General features: G+C 68.2%; 19 protein-coding genes and 2 tRNA genes. 14 read left to right on the top strand and 7 right to left on the bottom strand.

Going from position 1 to position 19,949, the window contains the following annotated elements; genetic code table 11:
• The first annotated feature begins 109 nt into the window (after window positions 1-109).
• The 5 genes from FK268_RS01505 (at window position 110) to FK268_RS01485 (ending at window position 5,120) form a co-directional block, all read left to right on the top strand.
• Window positions 110-2,020, top strand: a complete 1,911-nt coding sequence (locus tag FK268_RS01505; RefSeq protein WP_158636013.1) for a carbohydrate-binding domain-containing protein — start codon at window positions 110-112, stop codon at window positions 2,018-2,020.
• Window positions 2,021-2,116: 96 nt separating this feature from the next.
• The gene (locus FK268_RS01500) at window positions 2,117-2,314 is read left to right on the top strand and encodes a hypothetical protein (protein ID WP_146430446.1); all 198 of its coding nucleotides are present in this window, start codon (window positions 2,117-2,119) and stop codon (window positions 2,312-2,314) included.
• Between the two features lie 30 nt (window positions 2,315-2,344).
• A complete protein-coding gene (locus FK268_RS01495; protein WP_146430444.1) occupies window positions 2,345-3,172 on the top strand; it encodes an adenylate/guanylate cyclase domain-containing protein in 828 nt (275 codons plus the stop codon).
• 146 nt (window positions 3,173-3,318) lie between these two features.
• The gene (locus FK268_RS24095) at window positions 3,319-4,863 is read left to right on the top strand and encodes a hypothetical protein (protein ID WP_158636012.1); all 1,545 of its coding nucleotides are present in this window, start codon (window positions 3,319-3,321) and stop codon (window positions 4,861-4,863) included.
• A 184-nt stretch (window positions 4,864-5,047) separates the two neighbouring features.
• Window positions 5,048-5,120: transfer RNA gene (locus FK268_RS01485), tRNA-Asn, on the top strand.
• Window positions 5,121-5,168: 48 nt separating this feature from the next.
• Here the strand turns inward: FK268_RS01485 and FK268_RS01480 are convergent.
• Window positions 5,169-5,585, bottom strand: a complete 417-nt coding sequence (locus tag FK268_RS01480; RefSeq protein ID WP_146430442.1) for a phosphopantetheine adenylyltransferase — start codon at window positions 5,583-5,585, stop codon at window positions 5,169-5,171.
• Window positions 5,586-5,633: 48 nt separating this feature from the next.
• Between FK268_RS01480 and FK268_RS01475 the strand changes: the two genes are divergently transcribed.
• Window positions 5,634-6,419 carry a helix-turn-helix domain-containing protein gene (locus FK268_RS01475; RefSeq protein WP_146430441.1) on the top strand — a complete coding sequence of 262 codons (786 nt, stop codon included), beginning with the start codon at window positions 5,634-5,636 and terminating at the stop codon, window positions 6,417-6,419.
• Between the two features lie 42 nt (window positions 6,420-6,461).
• On the top strand, window positions 6,462-7,007 hold the full coding sequence (locus FK268_RS01470; protein WP_146430439.1) for a pyridoxamine 5'-phosphate oxidase family protein: 546 nt from the start codon (window positions 6,462-6,464) through the stop codon (window positions 7,005-7,007).
• 52 nt (window positions 7,008-7,059) lie between these two features.
• Here FK268_RS01470 and FK268_RS01465 read toward each other — a convergent pair whose 3' ends face one another.
• Window positions 7,060-9,099 (bottom strand): hypothetical protein, encoded by a 2,040-nt coding sequence (locus FK268_RS01465; protein WP_146430438.1) that lies wholly within the window; start codon window positions 9,097-9,099, stop codon window positions 7,060-7,062.
• Window positions 9,100-9,303: 204 nt separating this feature from the next.
• Here FK268_RS01465 and FK268_RS01460 point away from each other — a divergent pair, with 204 nt between their 5' ends.
• From FK268_RS01460 to FK268_RS01450, 3 genes are all read left to right on the top strand, one after another.
• On the top strand, window positions 9,304-10,125 hold the full coding sequence (locus FK268_RS01460) for a serine hydrolase domain-containing protein (RefSeq protein WP_146430436.1): 822 nt from the start codon (window positions 9,304-9,306) through the stop codon (window positions 10,123-10,125).
• 138 nt (window positions 10,126-10,263) lie between these two features.
• The gene (locus FK268_RS01455; RefSeq protein ID WP_146430435.1) at window positions 10,264-10,779 is read left to right on the top strand and encodes a DUF3145 domain-containing protein; all 516 of its coding nucleotides are present in this window, start codon (window positions 10,264-10,266) and stop codon (window positions 10,777-10,779) included.
• Window positions 10,780-10,912: 133 nt separating this feature from the next.
• Entirely contained in the window at window positions 10,913-11,332 is a 420-nt protein-coding gene (locus FK268_RS01450) for a pyridoxamine 5'-phosphate oxidase family protein (RefSeq protein ID WP_146430433.1), read from the top strand.
• A gap of 63 nt (window positions 11,333-11,395) precedes the next feature.
• On the opposite strand, the gene FK268_RS01445 is transcribed toward FK268_RS01450, so the two are convergent.
• The 5 genes from FK268_RS01445 to aceE all read right to left on the bottom strand — a co-directional run bounded on the left by FK268_RS01445 (window position 11,396) and on the right by aceE (window position 18,279).
• Window positions 11,396-12,703: a KasA/KasB family beta-ketoacyl-ACP synthase gene (locus tag FK268_RS01445; protein WP_146430431.1), complete on the bottom strand. Its 1,308-nt coding sequence runs from the start codon at window positions 12,701-12,703 to the stop codon at window positions 11,396-11,398.
• A gap of 4 nt (window positions 12,704-12,707) precedes the next feature.
• Window positions 12,708-13,013, bottom strand: coding sequence for a meromycolate extension acyl carrier protein AcpM (gene acpM, locus FK268_RS01440; RefSeq protein ID WP_068521207.1), 306 nt, complete (start codon window positions 13,011-13,013; stop codon window positions 12,708-12,710).
• Between the two features lie 119 nt (window positions 13,014-13,132).
• Window positions 13,133-14,035 (bottom strand): ACP S-malonyltransferase, encoded by a 903-nt coding sequence (locus FK268_RS01435; RefSeq protein WP_146430430.1) that lies wholly within the window; start codon window positions 14,033-14,035, stop codon window positions 13,133-13,135.
• A 137-nt stretch (window positions 14,036-14,172) separates the two neighbouring features.
• The gene (locus tag FK268_RS01430) at window positions 14,173-15,462 is read right to left on the bottom strand and encodes a PucR family transcriptional regulator (protein WP_146430428.1); all 1,290 of its coding nucleotides are present in this window, start codon (window positions 15,460-15,462) and stop codon (window positions 14,173-14,175) included.
• 6 nt (window positions 15,463-15,468) lie between these two features.
• Window positions 15,469-18,279 (bottom strand): pyruvate dehydrogenase (acetyl-transferring), homodimeric type, encoded by a 2,811-nt coding sequence (gene aceE / locus FK268_RS01425; RefSeq protein ID WP_146430426.1) that lies wholly within the window; start codon window positions 18,277-18,279, stop codon window positions 15,469-15,471.
• Window positions 18,280-18,556: 277 nt separating this feature from the next.
• Here aceE and FK268_RS01420 point away from each other — a divergent pair, with 277 nt between their 5' ends.
• The 4 genes from FK268_RS01420 (at window position 18,557) to FK268_RS01405 (ending at window position 19,754) form a co-directional block, all read left to right on the top strand.
• Window positions 18,557-18,943 carry a DUF3052 domain-containing protein gene (locus FK268_RS01420; RefSeq protein ID WP_146431806.1) on the top strand — a complete coding sequence of 129 codons (387 nt, stop codon included), beginning with the start codon at window positions 18,557-18,559 and terminating at the stop codon, window positions 18,941-18,943.
• Complete coding sequence (locus tag FK268_RS01415) at window positions 18,940-19,440, top strand: peroxiredoxin (protein ID WP_146430425.1); 501 nt, start codon at window positions 18,940-18,942, stop codon at window positions 19,438-19,440. The genes FK268_RS01420 and FK268_RS01415 overlap by 4 nt, the downstream gene beginning before the upstream one ends.
• Window positions 19,431-19,507 (top strand) — tRNA-Val (locus FK268_RS01410). Before FK268_RS01415 ends, FK268_RS01410 begins: the two co-directional genes overlap by 10 nt.
• A 52-nt stretch (window positions 19,508-19,559) precedes the next feature.
• Window positions 19,560-19,754 (top strand): hypothetical protein, encoded by a 195-nt coding sequence (locus tag FK268_RS01405; protein ID WP_146430423.1) that lies wholly within the window; start codon window positions 19,560-19,562, stop codon window positions 19,752-19,754.
• Window positions 19,755-19,949: the final 195 nt, after the last annotated feature.

Genomic DNA, 19,949 nt, shown 5'->3' with positions numbered 1-19,949 from the left:
CTTGTTGTTGCAGGTGTGGTTCAATTGCCTTTGATGGGCGGAAGTGGCTGGAGTGATTCAGGTGCCTCCGACGATGCTTCAAGACAGCGAGCACCTCGAGGAGTCCGCCATGACCAGGAGAAGCTGGTCCGTTCGTAGCACGATCGCCGCTGTCGTCACGGCGCTGACGATGACGGCTTGCGCCGCCATGGCGACCGCCGACACCACCGTCGCTCCCTCCGGGATGACCGTCGTGCCGTCGAATGCCGGAGGGCAGGTCTCGGACTGGCGTGCCGGCACCGTCGTGAAGCTCTGGAGCAACGGAGCGGTGTCGATCCCCGTCGCCACCACGGCCTCCGGGGGCAAGCTCGAGGTCCGTGCGCGCGGGGAGATCTGCCGCGGCGCGCCCGTGATGGCGGTCAAACGCGGAGGCGTCACGCTCGCGACGCTGACTCTGGCGTCGGGGTGGAACACCTACTCGGTCGCACTCGGGCCGCAGGTCGGGGCGATTCCGGTGACTCTCGAATTCATCAACGACTACCGGTGGTGGTTCTGCGACCGGAACCTCTACATCGCCAGCGTCGCGGTGCGCGATGGTGCGTCCACTCCCACGGTCACCCCGACGCCCACGACGACCGTGCCCACGACCGCGGTTCCGACCACTGCCGTGCCGACCACCACGACGGTCCCGACGACGGCGGTCCCGACCACCACGACGATCCCGACTACTGCGGTCCCCACGACGATCCCGACTACCGCGGTCCCGACGACGGCCGTGCCGCCCACCGGTTGTCCGGTGAATCAGTTCCAGGCGCGGTACTTCAACAACACGACTGCGACCGGTACGCCGGTCGCGGTGCAGTGCGAGAACGCGCCCGGCGGTTCGTTCACCGGTTCGCCGCTCGCAGGCGTGAACGCCGACAACTTCTCGGTCGACTACAACGGTGTCATCGAGTTCCCGCAGACCGCGACGTACATCGCGTCCACGAGAGTCGGCAATGTCGGCGCGCGCGTCTGGCTCGACGACGCGCTCGTCTTCGACCAGCCGACCCCGCAGTGGGGGACCACCAACGTTCCGAGGGCGGTCACCGTCGGTCAGCATCGGGTGCGCGCGACGTACGTCAACACGTCGGGGATCGCGCACTTCGGCGTCTCCTTCCCCCGTGCGACGCCGGGCGCACCGTCGGCCAACGGCAACTACTTCGCCGCCGACTCCTTCTGGAACCAGCCCGTGCCGCCGAACGCCACCGTCGACCCGCGCAGCGGCGGGTGGATCTCCGCACTCGACGCCGGCAGCAACGGGATATCCGTCAACAGTCGGGACTGGTCCACGACCGTCTACAACGCGCCCGCCGGTACCCCGACTGCCGAGGTCCTGGTGACGAATGCCGGTCGACGCCTCACGATCCCGTACCAGTCGGCGTACCGGCCCACGCAGGACGGCGACGCGCACCTCGCCGTGATCGACGACGCGACCGGTTGCCTCTACGAATTCCAGGGCTTCAATCCGTTGCTCCGCACGGCGAACGCCGCGGCGAGTTACCGCGTCTCCACCGGGTCGGGCGGGCACGTCGCGGGGCCCGAACACGCGGGCGGCGAGTTCTCCTATCTGGCGGGCATGATCACTCCGCAGGACGTGCAGAAGGGGGTGATCGATCACGCGCTGCGGTACGCGATGCTGGGCAGCTCACCGAATTACGTGTACCCGGGCACGCGATCCGACGGCACCGTACTCGGCGGCGTGCCGCAGGGGATGCGTCTACAACTCGATCCGAATCTCGACCTGTCCGCGTTCGGGCTCACGCCGTTCCAGCTCATGGTCGCCCGCGCCCTCCAGATGTACGGCGGATTCAACGCCGACCACTCCTCGGTATTCACTTTGTACGCGCGCAGTCCGCTCGACGGAACGACGTACGCGCAGCCGATCCAGCCTCTTCCGGACGCGCTGATCCAACACCTCCGATTCCTGGCACCCACGATCTCCTCGACCGAGATCTACCTCGACCGCGCCGACGATCCCGGCTGTTATCAGCAGCGTTGATGCCGGGCCATGCATCTGGTCGGCGCGTCGTGCGCCGAACCGTCTCGCAATTCCAGAACTCGTTCTAACGTGTGATGTGCATCACTCGAATCGGACATGGGGGTAGGGATGCTCGACCACTACGACGTGCGCAGCGGTGAGTTCACGCTGGGTATTCGTCCGCCGGCGGGTCGGCGGGCGAGCCTGGGTATCTGGCGCGTGATCAAGACGCTGCTGAATTCCGCCGCGGAGCTCGATGTCTACGTGTGCGCGGCGCGGCACGGCGCCCACCCGGAACGTTGGGCACCGTCGTAGCGCGGGAGACACCCGGCTAGTCTCGGTCGCATGGCCGACGATGCACGCCAGCTGCCGGACCGCCAGTCGGGCGCCGCCGAACCCCGCAAGGGTCGGAAACTGCTGGCCAAGGGTGCTGAAGCGGCGCATCGCGCGAATCGCAGCCAGGCGATGACCGGCCTCGTGCGCGCCGCGCGTGAGAACCTCCCCGGCGGCCCCAAGAAGGACCTGTTCCAGCCCGACGCGGAATCGACCGAGCGGCTCGCGAGCCTGCTCGACCGGATCGTCGGCGACGAGCCGACCGTGACGCGCGAGCTCGGCAACCTCGCCACCGCCACGTGGCAGGCGATGATCAGCCGTCGCGACCGCGACTACCTCCCGCCGAAGCCGATCACGATCCTCTTCACCGACCTCGTCGCGTTCTCCACCTGGGCGCTCGATCGCACCGACGATGAGATCGTGCGGCTGCTGCACGCCGTCAACCGGACCACCTCCGAGATCGTCGCGCGGCACGGCGGTGTGGTGGTCAAGACGATGGGCGACGGTGCCCTGGTCGCGTTCGACGGCGAGACCGCGATCGAGGCCGCGTGCGAGGTGATCGAGGCCGTCGGAGCGCTCGACGTCGCGGAGGGCTACCGGCCGACGCTCCGCGCGGGCCTGCACACCGGCACCCCGCGACGGGTCAAGGGCGATCTGATCGGCGTCGACGTGAACATCGCCGCCCGCGTGGCGGAGGCGGCGAACGGGGGAGAGGTGCTGGCCTCCGAGACCGTCTTCACAGTCGCCGATAAGCAGCGCTACCAGGTGCGACCCAGGAAGTTCAAAGCCAAGGGGGCGCCGCAGAAGCTCCAGGTCTTCTCCGTGCGCCCGCGGTATTGAACCTCCGGGATTTCCCTGAACTTCTCGAAATACCCGTCCCGGGCTGTAACGAACCGTGGCATGGTCGCTATAGAGCGTGTGACTTGATTCCTAGAGTCCAGCGGTGGCCTTCGTGCCCCGTCTCAATTTCCAAGGATGGGAACCAGATGAATACGAAGAAGATCGGAGCCGCGTCCTTCGCCGTCGTGGCCGCCGCAGGTCTCCTCGCCGGTTGCGGAAAGTCGACCGAGGGTGACAGCCCTGTCGCATTCCAGGCCGTCACCGGCGACCAGTTCACCGCGAACCCGGGTGCCTTCCAGACCGACGGTATCGCCGCTCCGCCGAAGGGCGTGACGATGGTGGGCAACACCGTCGCGGCCCAGGCCGTCGCGAACTCCGGCCTGCCGCAGGGCACCATCACCTCGACGTCGAACAACACGACCGTCTACTACCCGCCGGCTCCGCAGATCCCCGGCGTGCGCGTCGCGCCGCAGCCTGCGCCCCCCGCGCCGATGGTGCGCCCGGCCAACTACCGGCCGTGGGCGTACACGCAGCAGGAGATCGAGATCTACCAGCAGATCTGTGAGACGGGTAGCTGGAAGCAGACGTCGACCACCCCCGGTGGCCGCGTGAGCACCGAGGTCCAGACCCAGACCTGCTACACCCTCTACGGACGCCAGCTCGGCGTGAAGCCGTGGCAGCCCGGCCAGCCGAAGCCGTGGGTTCGCCCCGACTACCCGAAGCCGTGGTTCTCGGCCGACTTCAAGGTCGACGTGCCGGTCTTCTGGGTCTACCCCAAGGACTGGACGCAGCCGAAGCCCCAGCCCATCGTCTCCGTGTCGATCAGCCTCAACCTGGGCAACAACCCCTACCGTCGCGTGAATCCGGCGTGGGACCAGCCGTACTACCCCGTGTGGGCGGTCACCCCGGGTCGCGTGGTCGAGGTCCGTGACCAGGCTCGCGTCGTGGCCCCGATCTACACCACGACCACCACCACGACGACGACCACGACCACCACCACGACGGCGCCCGTCTTCCCGGGCACCGTTCTCGCGCCGCTGCCGACCTCGGCGACGGTGGTCCCCGTGACCGCCGTGCCCGGCGCCAAGGTGACGGGCAACGTCAACCTCGACGCCAACGTGACCGTCCCGACCGCGGCCGCCCTCAAGGGTGCGACCATCCAGGCCGGAACCACCGCGTCGCTGAATGAGGCGATCGGTACGTCGGTCGAGGCGACCGTCGCGAAGCCCAGCTCCGACAACGCCAACCGCGTGACCGTCCAGGGCAACGCCGGCGCGACCGTCACCGGTGGTGCGGGTTCGACGGTGACCGGCGGCGCCGGTGCCAACGTGACCGGCGGTGCCGGTGCCGGTGGCGCGACCGTCTCCGGTGGTGCCGGTGCGACGGTGACCGGCGGTGCCGGTGCGGCGACCTCCACCACCAAGCCGGCGGCGCGTCCGACGGCCCCGGCGGAGGCGACGACCAAGGCCGAGACCACCACGCAGGCGCCTGCTACCAAGCCGGAGCCCACCACGCAGGCCCCGGAGCCGACCACCACGGCGCCGGCCACGACGACCACGACCGCAGCAGCCGCGACCCCGCAGGCCGCGACCCGGACGCAGGCGAAGGAGTCGACGGTGGCCAAGCCGGCGACCAAGCCCACGTGCACCCCTGCCGAGGCCGAGGCGGGTACCTGCTCCACCGGTTCGTAACCGGTCACTGAACACGCCCACGGGGAGGTCCTCGGTGCGCCACTGGCGCTCCGGAGGCCTCCCCGAGGTCGTTCCTCAGGCCGCCGATCCGTGTGCTGACGGTGCCGATGAAAAGGCGCTCTGACCAGGCGATTGGCATCCGTGGGCGCCTATGCGCTAGAGTCTCTTCTCGGTCAAAGTTCAATCCCCCATAGCTCAATTGGCAGAGCATTCGACTGTTAATCGAAGGGTTACTGGTTCGAGTCCAGTTGGGGGAGCAAGTTTTACAGAGGCGGAGTCCACGGACTCCGCCTCTTCTCGTTTCATCACTCCGCGGCGCGACGACGACGCCCCGGTCGCCGCCTGCGGCACAGCGCTGCGACCTCGCCCGCCGACGCGGCAGCGAGAGCGCCAAGGAGGGCGATATCGATTCGCCGGACGCGCTGCAACTCCGCGCTGAGGTCGCCCGCCTGTGCCAGGAGGAGGAACGATCCCACCGATACCGACCCCATAGCGATCGCAGGCTTCCGGTAACGGTCATCGACGGCGCCCGCGAGCAGAGCCGCCCCGAGGAGCCCGAAGAAGGTCGCGCGGTGGCGCAGGAGGAGCTCGGTGTCGTCGTCCGCCACGGTGACGCCGTACGCGCGTTCGACGCCGGTGCGGGAGAAAGCGACGGTGGCAGGGAGCAGGTGCGCGACGCCGACGGCGGCCAGGAGGGCGCGTTCGGGACGGTGCGTGTTCATGGTGGAATCCTTCGACGGTCGGTTCGTGGTCCTTCTAGCATCGGTGGGATGACCTCCCCGGCACTTCCGGAAACGTGCGCAGTTCCGGGCGTCCTGTGGGTCTCGCCCGCGTCGGCGGTGTACCTGGGGCCGGCGCTCGGGCTCGCAGCGCATTCGACGTCCGTGCACTGCCTCGTCGTCGGGGTCGACGGCCCGGTCGAGGTCCACGTCGGAAGCGAACGGCTGACAGCGCGCACAGTGCTCGTGCCACCGCGTACCGTGCACCGCGTGGTGGCGGATCCCGGCACGCGGATCCTCTTCTGTTACAGCGATGCCACCGCCTCTCGCGCGCGCGACCTGGCCGCTCTCATGTCCGGGTCGGGTCCGTTCGGGACGCACCACCGGGCCGAGGCCGAGCTCCTGCGGCTCTGCCAGGACGGTGCGCCCGACGGTGCGCCCGACGGTGCGGCCGTCGTCGCAACGGCGTTCGGCGCGTCCACGCCGCCCGCGCCGCGGATACAGCGCACCATCGAGCGGGTGCGTGCCGACCCCGTGGGCTGCTCTGCGACGACCCTGGCGCGGGCGGAGCACGTCTCGACGCCGTACCTGCTCCGCCTGTTCGGCGGGGAGACCGGGACCAGCTTCCGGCGGTACCGCCTGTGGGTGCGGATGTTGCGCGCCGCCGAATCCGTCGCGGACGGCGCGGGCCTCACCCGCGCGGCGGCGGACGTCGGCTTCGCGTCGTCATCGCACTTCAGTGACTCGTTCCTGGCGATGTTCGGGCTCAGCGCGACCGCGCTCTTCGCCACCGGTGCGAGGCTCGTCATCGCTGATTCGCCCGCTGGGTGGCGCTGAATCTGTTGGGCATACTCCCGGGCCGGCGCGATACTGAGTGTCATGGCGACCCAGTACGAGCACATCACCGAGCGACTGCAGGATTTCATCGCGAGCCAGCAGATGTACTTCGTTGGCACTGCGGCCCCCGACGGGCGGGTCAACGTCTCCCCGAAGGGACTCGACTCACTGCGAGTGCTGGGGGAGAACCGCGTGATCTGGCTGAACGGCACGGGCAGCGGCAACGAAACCGCTGCGCACCTGCTGCGGAATCCTCGCATCACCGTGATGTTCTGCGCCTTCGAGGGGAAACCGCTCATCCTCCGGCTGTACGGCACTGCTCGCGCCGTTCACGAGGGGGATCAGGAGTGGGACGAGCTCATTGCGCACTTCCCGCCAATGCTCGGCGCGCGCAACATCTTCGACGTCGCAGTCGACCTGGTACAGACTTCCTGCGGCTTCGGAGTGCCCCTCTACGAATACGAGGGACAGCGGACGCTGATGGACTCGTGGGCGGAGAACAAGGGGGAGGACGGCCTCCTCCGGTACCACCGTGAGCGCAACACCCTCAGCATCGACGGCTTCCCGACGGGGATGCCCGTGCGGTAGGAATGACGAACGGCCCGGACGGATGCCCGGGCCGTTCGAATCGATGGATCTGTCAGGCCGCCTTGTCTGTGCCTGCGCCCGTAGTTCCGGCGTCACCGGACCCGGTACTGGTACTGGTGGCGGACGGCGTCGACGTGGAGTCGGTCGCCCGCGGCGCCGTGGCGGGTTCCGGCGCGGTCGGTGCGGGTGCGGCGGACTCGGGCGCGGAGGGGTTCGCTGGAACGTCGGGCTTCGACGCCCCGGGGGCGGGCTCGGCCGCCGGAGCGGGTGTCGGCGCCTCGACGACGGGTGCCGGCGCAGTATCGGCCTTCACCGGCGCAGTCTTGTCGCCGCCCTTCGAACCCTGCAGACGAGCCAGCAGATCGGGCAGCGGCTCCCCGCCCTTCTCGAGGCTGTGGTCGCCGGTGGTGTTCTCGGCGATCACGGTCGACGGGGTACCGGTGCTGTCGTCGCCCTGGCTCGGTGTGGAGAACGCAGCGGCTCGTGCGGCGGTGTTCGTCCCGGCGCTCGCCGGTGCGCCGGGCAGGTTGCCGGTCTGTTCGGACAGTGTCTTCGACAGGTCGAGAAGCTGCGACGCGGAGTTGTTGACGAACGGGCCGTACTGGCTCGTGGCGAAGTCGGACAGCGGTTTGAGCGTGACGGCCGAGACTGCCTGGTAGACGGGCCCGAACGCAGTCATCACGGGCTTGATGAAGGCATCGATACCGAGGAGCTGGGTGAGCGAGCTGACGCCGAGCGGCGAGGTGACACCCGTGATGATCTGGCTGAGCGGATCGGTGGGCAGCAGTCCATCGGGAATCAGGCCCGCGCTGGAGTTCGGGCCGGTCTGAGTGCCGAGCTGCAGCAGGTTGTCCGAGAACAGCTTGACCCCGAAGAGTGACGGCGAGGTGAGTCCCACGCCCTCCACGCCGAAGTTGAAGCCGCCCAGACCGTAGAGGATCGGCAGTGGGACCCCCAGCGGGTTCTGCAGCAACAGCAGGTTCTGGCCGTTGTTGACGTTGATTCCGTTCGTGCCGACGTAGTTGCCGGTCGTCACGTTGATGTTGGTGAAACCGACCGGCAGGATCGTGTTGACGTTCGTCATCGTGAGACCGATGGGGGAGTAGACGCCGTTCTGCGTGGGCAGCAGCACGTTCGCGCCGAGGACTCCCGCCTTGGCGAGGCCGAGTGGGAGCTCCACACCGGCCGCACCGATCGGCACTGAGACCACCGTCTCCGAGCCGCCGAGCCAGCCGGGGATCTTCAGTGCGGCAGTGGGAGCCGCGCCCCAGAAGCCCGCCTTGCTGCCGAGGGGGAAGGTGTAGTTGCCGTCGGCCTGCGGGATCCACACCGTCCCTGACGGGAGGCTCCCAGCAGGAAGCAAGGTGAACGGAAGTCCGCCGCCGGGGACCGGTATCGGCAGGCCTCCGATGTTCACCGTCGATGGCAGTGTGATGGTCAGACCATCCGGAGTTGTGATGAAGGTGTTGAGGAAGTTGGTCTGGCCGGCCATTCCTAGCAGCGGCCACGCGTACTTGCTCGTGTACTTGCTCTGGGTCGCTTCGAGTCCAAGGATGATCGAACTCAGCGGGGGGAGGCCCGCCACGGCGTCGCCGACTATCGGTGTCGCCAGAACAGTGTCGATCAGTTCCGCGGCTCCGTTGAATAGGCCACCTCCAGGCATGGACGTGGGGAGGATCTTCGACAGATCGAGCTGCGCCCCGCCGGGCAACACCACATTCGGCACAACGCCGGGTACACCTGTCGGAAGATTCAGGCTTCCCAGGTTCCGCAGCACTGTTGGCAGGTTCGAGATCTTGGTGACGTCGACCTTGCTGTATGACGAGCCGAAGGTCGGGAGGAGCCCGCCAGTGGAACCGGCGATCGGGTTCCACACGCTCCCGGCGCTGTTGGTGACGTTGTTCGAGGCGTTGAGGAAGTTGTCGAGGGCGTGCGAGTAGTCGCTGATCGCCTTGCTGTAGTCGGGCGCACTTGTAGCTGCCTGTGCCGGGGCTCCCATCAGGCTGATGCTGGCGGTGGCGCCGACGGCGCTCGCAGCGATGGCGGTTCGTTTGGCTGCTAGCTTCGACGCCTTGCGATGCTTCGCGCTCATAGTGGGAGGTCCTCTCGGGCAAAATACACACGCGCTGTCCGCGTCCAATCGAGAGACTAGGTCCGTAGTGACCACGATCATGTCGAAATGTGCAGCAGCAAAGATGCGGCGTGTCGGGACGATTGCGGATCGCATGATCAATACCGAGCCTAAATTCAAACCGCATGGCGCGGTAGGCTGTTCGTCGCGATGGAAAGGATGTTCATGAGCCTCGCGGAACTGGCGGAATGGCCCGTCGGAAATGCTGCCGGAGCACTGCTCCGAACGGATGAGGGGCGCACCGTCGACGCGTACGGTGACGTCGATCGCGTGTACGAATTGGCTTCGGTCACTAAGCTTCTCGTCGCCTATGGGGTTCTCGTGGCGATCGAGGAGGAGGCGATCGCGCTGCGGCAGCCGGCCGGGCCGGAGGGCAGCACCGTCGAACACCTGCTGGCGCACGCGTCGGGCGTGGCCTTCGATTCCGCGACTGTGCAAGCCGCGCCGGCCACCCAACGTATATACAGCTCTTACGGTTACGAATTGCTGGCGGATCTGGTGGAGCGCGAGTCCGGGATCGCCTTCCCCGAGTACCTCGACGAGGCGGTCTTCGCTCCGCTCGGCATGACGCGCACGGTGTTGGACGGGCCGGCGGGGCACGGCGCCCGCTCGACGGTGGCGGACCTGTCGCGCTTCGCGGCGGAGGTGGCCGCGCCCACCCTGCTGGACCCCGGCACAGTCGACCGCGCCCGTGCGGTCCACTTCTCCGGCCTGCCGGGGTTCGTGCCCGGCTACGGCAAGTTCGCCAACAACACGTGGGGTCTCGGCTTCGAGGTGAAGGGTGACAAGCGCACGCACTGGACGGGCACGCGGAACTCGCCGCGCACCGTCGGGCACTTCGGCCAAGCGGGGACGTATCTGTGGTTCGACCCGGACCTGCAGCTGGCGGCGGTGGTGCTGACGGACCGCCCGTTCGGGGCGTGGGCGAAGCCGCTGTGGTCGGAGTTCAACGATCGGCTGATTTCTCAGGAACTTCAAGGCGTGTAACTGGCGCAACACGCGCATCATGGTGCACAATGGCTTCATAACTACATCGATGTGATAAAGCAGCAGCTGGTAGCTCCGCTCGTTCTCGACAGGTGGCTTGGGGAAGACGTCCTCGTCGAAACGAAGAAGGTGGCAACCATGCAGCAGCTGAGTCAGTTTGCAGAGGTGACGACGGGAGTCGTCTGGATTCACGCCGCACCTGCTGCTCTGTGCCCGCACGTGGAGTGGGCACTGTCGAGGACCCTCGACGCCCGGGCCACGCTCAAGTGGTCCGCGCAGGAGGCCGTCCCCGGCATGCAGCGTGCCGTCGTCGACTGGGTGGGCCCGGTCGGCAGCGGTGCGCGGATGGCGAACACCCTGAGGGAGTGGAACTCCCTCAGGTTCGAGGTCACCGAGGACCCCTCCGAGGGGGTCGACGGTGAGCGGTTCTGCTATGCCCCGGGGCTGGGGCTGTGGCGCGGCACCATGAGCGCGTCCGGCGACACCCTGCTGGGCGAGGCGCAGCTGCGCTCGATCATGCTCGAACAGGGTCCGGAGGGCATTCAGACGGCCCTCGACTCGCTCCTGGGCAACGCCTGGGACGAGGCGCTCGAGCCCTTCCGCATGGGCGGCCAGGGCGCCGAGGTCACGTGGCTCTCGCAGGCCGTCAGCTGACGCGTCTCGCTTAGACCTGCCTGAAACCCGGCCCTGGCGGGCGAGCGCGGCACCTGTGCGGTGACGGCGCCCCGCCGGGACCGGGATACCCGGACAACGAGAACTCGTCAGACCGATCTGCCACCATCGGGACATGGCACTCACCGCGTCCGAGAAACAGGAATTCTTCGCTCGACCCCACGTCGCCGCGTTCGCCGTCGCCGAACCAGGAAGAGGGCCTTTGACGGTGCCCGTCTGGTACGACTACGAGCCCGGCGGGAAGCCGTGGATCACCATCGCACCCGATTCCCGCAAGGCCACAGTGCTCGCCGCCGCGGGAAGATTCTCGCTGATGGTCGACACTGTCGAGCCGCGCACGATGTACGTCAGCGTGGAAGGCCCGGTCGCCGAGTCGCGACGGTCGACCGACGCGGAGATCCGCGCCATGGCCGCCCGGTATCTTGCGGGCGCCGAGCTCGACAAGTACCTCGAGTTCGCCTTCGGGCAGCTGGGGGAGCACCTCACCGTGGTCCTCGAGCCCGAGCACTGGTTGGGGGCCGACCTGACGATCTAGTCGTCGCGCAACGCGAAACCGGCCGCCGGGGGAATCCCCGACGACCGGCCTCTGGAAAAAACGTCAGTACTTGCCGAACGCCAGCGCCACGTTGTGGCCGCCGAACCCGAAGGAGTTGTTCAGCGCATAGGTGATCTCGCTCGTGCGAGCGGATCCGTGCACCACGTCGAGCTCGATCTCCGGATCCTGATTCTCCAGGTTCAGGGTGGGCGGGATGATCCCGTCCCGGATCGAGAGGACCGTCAGCGCGGCTTCCAGCGCGCCGACGGCACCGATGGAGTGCCCCAGGGCGCCCTTGGGTGCGTAGATCGCCGCGTCGGTGCCGACGACCGCGTTGATGGCCTTCGCCTCCGCGGTGTCGCCGACCGGGGTCGCCGTGGCGTGCGCGTTGATGAAGTCGATGTCGGCGCGGGTCAGGCCCGCGGTCTCCATCGCTCGCTTCATCGCGCGGGCGGCGCCGCCACCCTCCACATCGGGGGAGACCATGTGGTAGCCGTCCGAGGTGATGCCGGCGCCGAGGAGTCGGGCGATCGGCTTCGCGCCGCGCGCCAGTGCGTGCTCCTCGGTCTCGATGATCATGAGTGCCTGGGCCTCGCCGAAGACGAAGCCGTCGCGGTCCTTGTCGAACGGCCGAGAGGCCGCCTGCGGATCGTCGTTGCGGGTCGACAGTGCGCGCATCATCGCGAAGGATGCGATGGGCGGCGAGTCGATCCGGCCTTCGACGCCGCCGCAGACCGCGATGTCGGCATCGCCGAGCACGATCTGGCGCCAGGCGTGCGCGATGGCCTCGTTGCCCGTCGAACAGGCCGAGACGGGCGCGATGGCGCCCGCGCGGGCCCCGATCTCCAGTGCCGAGACCGCGCACGCGCCGTTCGGCATGGACATCTGCACGGCGAACGGCGAGACCTTGCGCACGCCGGAGTCGCGAAGCGCGTCCACGGCCTGCACCATCGTCTCGCCGCCGCCGAGCCCGGTGCCGACGACCGCCGCGAGGCGAGTCGGATCGACATCCGGGCGTCCGGCCTTGTCCCACAGCCGCTTGGTCATCACATGGGAGACCTGCTCGACGTAGGACATGCGCCGCTTCGACACGTGCTGCTTGCTGATGTCCCCGGCGTGCTGGCGGTCGGGCCGCTCCGGCACCTCGTCCGACGGGTCCGACAGCAACTGGCCGCCGAACCGCACCGGAAGATCGGGGATCTTCACGCCGATGAAATCGCCCTCGAGCGGACGGATGCCGCTCTTGCCGGCGAGGAGTCCCTGCCAGGTGGAGTCGGTATCGACACCGATCGACGTGGTCAGCTCGATGGCAGTCACGACGACACTGGGGAACTCACCCCCCAGCGTCGAGAAATTCCTCAGCGATGACAAGGGCTTACTTGCCCTTCTCGGCCTCGTACTTGCCCTTGAGCTCGGCGGCGAGCTCGGTGTTCTCGGCCTCGAGCTTCTGGATGTACGCGACGGCGTCGCCGACGGTCTTCAGGCCCGCGAGGTCCTCGTCCGGCACCTTGACGCCGTACTTGTCCTCGAGCTGCACGGCGATCTCGACCATCGAGAGCGAGTCGATGTCCAGGTCGTCGATGAACGCCTTGTCCAGGGTGACCTCGGAAGGCTCGATGCCGGTGACCTCTTCGATGATCTCGGCGATGGCGGCGACGATTTCGTCCTGGCTGGTGGCCACAGTGGGTCCCTTTCCTTGTGTGACCCGACCCGCGATTTCGCGGAGCCGGGAGTCTATCGGTGCGACGACGGCGTCGCGGGGTGCGACGGTGCCGAGCGGCCCCGTCGGTGGTTCGAAGGCTACTGCGCGGGAGCGAGCAGCTCGGTCAGATCGGCCGGGGTCTTGACGGCGACCTGCGGCACGCCCTTGAGCTCGCGCTTGGCGATGCCCACGAGGGCGCCGGCCGGGGGGAGCTCCACGACCATCGAGACCTCGGCCTCGCGCATCGTGGCGGTGCACAGGTCCCAGCGGACCGGGCGGGTGACCTGCGCGACGATGGCCGCGAGGGCCTCGGCGCCGGAGGTCACGGGCTTGCCGTCGCGGTTCGACAGCAGCGTGAGCTGCGGGTCCCGCGGGACGATGCTCTGCGCGGCGGCCGCGACGGCCTCCTGCGCGGGAGCCATGAACTCGGTGTGGAAGGCGCCGGCCACGGCGAGCGGGCGCAGGCGCGCCTTCTCGGGGGCGTTGTCGGCCAGCTTCGCCAGGTTCTCGACGGTGCCCGCGGCCACGATCTGCCCGGAGGCGTTCATGTTGGCCGGGATCAGGTCGAAGGACTCGAGGGTGGCGAGCACGTCCGCCTCGTCGCCACCGAGCACGGCGGTCATCGAGGTGGGGACGAGCGCGCACGCGGCGGCCATGGCGCGGCCGCGGATGGCGGCCAGGCGCACGGCCTCGTCGGCGGTGATGACACCGGCGACAGCGGCGGCGGCGAGCTCACCGACGGAGTGTCCGGCGACGATGGTGTCGGCGGGCTGCGCACCCATCTGCTCGAAGGCGAGCAGAGCGGCGGCGACCACGAGGGGCTGCGTCACGGCGGTGTCCGTGATCTCGTCGGCCTCGGCGATGGTGCCGAGGCGGACCAGGTCGAGATCGGCGATCTCGGACCATGCGCGGAGGCGCTCCACGGCAGAAGGCTGATCGAGCCATGCGGTCAGCATGCCGGGCTTCTGGGAACCCTGTCCGGGTGCGAGCAGTGCAATCACGTGTTCCAGGAAACACCCCGCGAACCTGAAAAGAAGGTGTTGGAGCCTGAGAACCTGCCCCAGGTAATTTGTGGGGTTTCCACAAAAGTGCTGCTCAGCGAGTCCTGGCTGTTACCAGAGTGTTATGTGTGACTGGATTAGGTCAGAGAGATGTCTGTGATTCGCGTCATAGCGGCGGGGGTGAAGCGGTCCGGATTGGCCGCCGCAAGACGCCCGATGGTGGCTGCTACCCGCAGCACGAAGGCATCCCGCGGGTCCTGCGGATCGCGCCCCGTGATCTCAGCGATCTTCTTCAGGCGGTACCGCACGGTGTTGGGGTGGACGAACAACTCGCGGGCGCACGACTCGACCGCGCCGCCCGAGTCCAGGTAGGCGTCCAGCGTGTCGGACAGAGCCGACCCCGCCTCCTCGAGCGGCTTGACGAGTAGTTCGTAGAGGGTGCGGCCGGCGTGCGTGTCGCCGATCAGCGCACGTTCCGGTAGCAGCTCCCAGCTGTGCACCGGCCGGGGCGCGCCCGGCCAGCCCGCGACGGCGTTGACGCCGGCGATCGCCTCGACCGCGGACGCGTGCGCGTCCTCCAGCGTGGGCGTGGTGTGCCCGATCACGACGGGACCGTCGGAGAAGTGCGGCATGAGCGAGTCCGCGAACGGGTCGCCGGACGTGACGCCGCCGCTGACGATGACCACCAATTTGGTGCCTTGTACAACGGCGAGGGCAGACCGGCCGTGCGAGCGGGCCGTGTCGTGCACCGACCCCGCAACCGAGACGTTCTGGTCCGGCGGGGGATTACCGACGATGACGGTGGCCGACGCCACCGGGTCCCAGTTGAGCGCCGCGGCCCGGGAGAGGAGGTTGGCGCCGGTGTCGCCGCGGACCACCGCGTCGACCACCAGCGCCTCCATCCGCGAGTCCCAGGCACCTCGGGCCTCGGCGGCCGAGGCGTAGATCGACGCGGCGCCGAAACCGATCTCGCGGCCGTAGCGCAGCACCGCCTCGGTGAGCGCGATCAGCTGGTCCTCGTTGCGCGCGAGCAGTGGCAGCCAGCGCTCGAAGAACTCCATCGCGACGCGGACCATCTCCACGGTCTGCAGGAGCGAGACCTTGCGGGCCAGGTCCTGCGGCACCGTCTGGAAGGAGGCGACGGTGTATTCGACGTTGCTCGGGTTCTCGATCCACTCCGCGAAGTTGACCACCGCGGTCTGGACCACCAGCTGGATCGACGCCCGCTGACTGGCCTCCAGGTCCGCGAAGTACGGGAGCTGCTCCTCCATGGAGCGCACCGCCTCCGTCGCGACGCGCCCCGAGTACTGGCGGATCCGGGCGAGGATCGCCTCGGGGAGTACATCGCGAGGCTCGGGGCGCTTCCGATTGAAGCTCCCCTTCCCCGGCTTCCCGGGGAGGGGGAACGAGCCCGTATCAGCGGTCATGGAGTCCTAGGCTACGCCGGGGTCCGAGGTCTGCTTCGGGGCGGCGAGCACGTCGTCGATCCGGTACCGCTTCGCGGCCTCCGCGGGGACCGAGAAATCGACTGCCCCGTCGCGTGCGAGGCCCAGGAGAACGCCCACGACGATCGACTCCGCGTCGACGTTGAAGTACCGCCGCGCCGCCGGACGTGTGTCCGAGAAGCCGAAGCCGTCGGTGCCCAGGGTGATGTACGTACCGGGCACCCACTGGCGGATGAGGTCCTGCGTGCCGCGCATGAAGTCGGACGCAGCGATCGTCGGGCCCTCGGTACCGCCGAGCACCTTGGTCACGTGCGGCGTGCGGAACTCCTCGCCGGGCGCGCGGAGCGCCGCCTTCTCGGACTCGATGCCGTCGCGCGACAGCTCGACCCAGCTGGTCACCGAGAACACCGAGGCGGAGACGCCCCACTCCTCGGCGAGCAGTTCCTGGGCCCGGAGCGCGTCGGGCATCGTGACGCCGGAGGCGAGGATGTTCGCCTTCTTCTCGTGCGCGCTGTCCGCGGGCTTGAACAGGTACATGCCCTTGAGCAGACCCTCGACGTCCAGGTTCTCCGGCTCGGCAGGCTGGTGGATCGGCTCGTTGTAGACGGTGATGTAGTAGTAGATGTTCTCCGGGTTCTCCCCGTACATCCGCCGCAGGCCATCGATCACGATGTGCGCGAGCTCGTACGCGAACGCGGGGTCGTAGGCGACGACCGCCGGGTTGGTCGACGCGAGCACGTGGCTGTGGCCGTCGGCGTGCTGCAGGCCCTCACCGGTCAGGGTGGTGCGGCCGGCGGTGGCGCCGAGCACGAAGCCGCGGGCCATCTGGTCGGCCGCGGCCCACAGGCCGTCGCCCGTGCGCTGGAAGCCGAACATCGAGTAGAAGATGTACAGCGGGATCATCGGGACGTCGTGCGTGGCGTAGGACGTTCCGACCGCGGTGAACGACGCCGTCGAGCCGGCCTCGTTGATGCCCTCGTGCAGGATGACGCCCTGCGGGTTCTCCTTGTAGGCGAGCATCAGCTGCGCGTCGACCGCCGTGTAGGTCTGGCCGAGGCGGTTGTAGATCTTCAGCGTGGGGAACCAGCTGTCCATGCCGAAGGTGCGCGCCTCGTCGGGGATGATCGGCACGATGCGCGGCCCGACCTCCGGATCGCGCAGCAGTTCCTTGAAGATGCGGACGACGGCCTGCGTCGTCGCCACCTGCTGCTTGCCCGAGCCCTTGAGCATCACCTTCACCGCGTCGATGCCGGGAGTCTTGAGCACCTGTGCCTGCGTGCGCCGCGAGGGAACGAAGCCGCCCAGCTGCTTGCGCCGATCCAGCATGTACTGGATCTCCTTCGACTCCGGTCCCGGGTTGTAGTACGGCGGGAGGTAGGGGTCCTTCTCGAGCTCCGCGTCGGAGATCGGGATGCGCAGGTGATCGCGGAAGCCCTTGAGATCGTCCAGCGTGAGCTTCTTCATCTGGTGCGTGGCGTTGCGGCCCTCGAAGTTGTGGCCGAGGCCGAAGCCCTTGACGGTGTGCGCCAGGATGACCGTCGGCTGGCCCTTGTGCTCCATGGCCGACTTGTAGGCCGCGTACAGCTTGCGGTAGTCGTGGCCACCGCGGCGCAGACCCCAGATCTGTTCGTCGGTCATGTCCTTGACCAGCTCCTTGGTCCGCGGGTCGCGGCCGAAGAAGTGCTCGCGGACGAAGGCGCCGTCGTTCGCCTTGAAGGTCTGGTAGTCGCCGTCGGGCGTGGTGTTCATGATGTTCACCAGCGCGCCGTCGCGATCCTTGTGCAGCAGCTCGTCCCACTCGCGACCCCAGATCACCTTGATCACGTTCCAGCCGGCGCCGCGGAAGAAGGACTCGAGCTCCTGGATGATCTTGCCGTTGCCGCGCACCGGCCCGTCGAGGCGCTGCAGGTTGCAGTTGACCACGAAGGTCAGGTTGTCCAGGCCCTCGGTCGCGGCGATCTGGATCTGGCCGCGCGATTCGGGCTCGTCCATCTCGCCGTCGCCGAGGAACGCCCAGACGTGCTGGTCGGAGGTGTCCTTGATGCCGCGGTCGTGCAGGTAGTGGTTGAACCGCGCCTGCTGGATGGCGTTCATCGGGCCGAGGCCCATGGACACCGTCGGGAACTCCCAGAAGTTCGTCAGCAGCCGGGGGTGCGGGTAGGACGGCAGGCCCTTGCCCTTGTCCTCGTGCGACTTCTCCTGGCGGAAGCCGTCCAGGCGCTCCGCGGGGATGCGGCCCTCCAGGAAGGCGCGCGCGTAGATGCCGGGGGAGGCGTGGCCCTGGATGAACACCTGGTCGCCGCCGCCGGGGTGGTCCTTACCGCGGAAGAAGTGGTTGAAGCCCACCTCGTACAGCGATGCCGCGCCCGCGTAGGTGGAGATGTGCCCGCCGACGCCGACCCCGGGGCGCTGCGCCCGGTGCACCATGATCGCCGCGTTCCAACGGATGTAGGCGCGGTAGCGCCGCTCGATCTCCTCGTCGCCCGGGAACCAGGGCTCGAGATCCGTGGGGATGGTGTTGACGTAATCGGTCGAGGTCAGCGACGGGATGGAGACGCGCTTCTCACTGGCGCGCTCGAGCAGGCGCAGCATCAGGTACCGGGCGCGGGCGGGACCGTGCGTGGCGATCAGGTCGTCGAAGGACTCGATCCACTCGCCCGTCTCGTCCGGATCGATGTCCGGGAGGTAGGAGGCCACCCCCTCGCGGATCACGCGGACGCGGTCAGGACGGCCGTCGTTCGACGGTGCGGGGCCCTGTCCTGGGGCGGGTGCCGGGGTGGTGGCGATCGAGTCTGTCACTGGTGCTCCTCACGGGTCGCGAAGGCGGTGCTGGGTATGCCAGGGGTGTGCGGTGTGTCGCAGATCCCATCCTGCCGCATACGAAAGCTACTCGACAGTCGTATTCCGCGTGGTGGAATTCACCAGGTCCGCAGCGCGAGTTCGGCGTACCCTGTTGCGCCGGGGCGCAGGTGCCGTAAGTTGGCACCGAACAGTGGTATGCGGGTGGCATCGGGTCGTCCGCGCGAACGCGAGGAGGCTCCCACCGGTGTCCACGAATGGGTCATTCGCCCAGAAGATGGGCCTGCAGCCCGGCAACATCGTGCAGGAGATCGGTTGGGACGAAGACACCGACGACGATCTGCGGCTGGCCATCGAGGAGCTCATCGGCGCGGAGATGCTCGACGAGGACACCGATGAGGTGGTCGACGTGGTCGTGCTGTGGTGGCGCGACGACGACGGCGATCTCGTCGACACCCTGATGGACGCGATCACCCCGCTGTCCGACGACGGCTACGTGTGGGTGCTCAGCCCCAAGACCGGCCAGCCGGGACACGTGCAGCCCAGCGAGATCGCCGAAGCGGCGCCGACGGCCGGGCTCACGCAGACCTCGTCGACGAACCTCGGATCGTGGATCGGCTCCCGCCTGGTGCAGCCGAAGTCCGGCCGCGTGGCCAAGAGGTGACCTCGGTCCGGCCCGAAGGTCCGCTGCCCGTCGGTGCGGTCGCGCCCGCGTTCACCCTGCGCGACCAGAACAACCGCCCCGTCTCCCTGGAGACGTACCGAGGGCGCAAGAACGTCCTGCTCGTCTTCTTCCCGCTGGCCTTCACCGGTACCTGCGAGAGCGAGCTGGGCGGCATCCGCGATTCGCTGCCGTCCTTCGAGAACGACGATGCCGCCGTCCTCGCCGTGTCCGTCGGGCCGCCGCCCACGCACAAGGTCTGGTCCGGTTCGCAGGGCTATCTGTTCCCGATCCTGTCCGACTTCTGGCCGCACGGCGAGGTGTCGGGCGCGTACGGGGTGCTCAACGAGCGCAACGGCTACCCCAACCGCGGCACCTTCGTGATCGACCGCGAGGGCGTGGTCCGGTTCTCCGAGATGAACGAGCCCGGGGTCCCGCGCGATCAGTCGCTTTGGGAAGACGCCCTCGCTGCGCTATCTTCGACCGGCAAGCGCGTGTAGCTCAGTTGGTTAGAGTTCCGGTCTTACACACCGGCTGTCGGGGGTTCGAGTCCCTCCGCGCGCACCAGGCACAGTACTGAGCGTCGGGCGCACGCCATGCACGATGCTAATGTTCGGCCATGACTGACAAGAAGATGTCGGGTTCGCCCTGGCCGGTTGTGGTGGTCTTCGCTGTCGTCGCCGTTTTCATCCTCGGGCTGAACGCCTGGGGTGCGGGGCGCGAGGCCGGGTTCGGCCTTCTCGTTCTCGCCGGGTGCGTGTTGATCGGCTGCGAGCGCATCGCCGTCGCGATCAGGCAGCGCGACCGCGACTGACCGGAGGTGCGCTGGACGACGGTGCCGGAAAAGGAGATGCGACCGAGTCGCGCAGGGCGATAGGCTGCAGGCAACCGTGACCGGCCGAAGGAGGTGAGACCCGTGAACGTTTCTCGCATGTGGGTGCTCCCTCCGTTCTCACGGTCGACCTAGGTGTCACCACCAGGAGCGCCGCACGCAGGCATTCCTGAAAGG

The organism is Tsukamurella sputi, assembly GCF_007858445.1.
Taxonomy (GTDB): Bacteria; Actinomycetota; Actinomycetes; order Mycobacteriales; family Mycobacteriaceae; genus Tsukamurella; species Tsukamurella sputi.
Note: the sequence above shows the minus strand (reverse complement) of the source record. Positions and strands in the feature narration are given on the sequence as shown.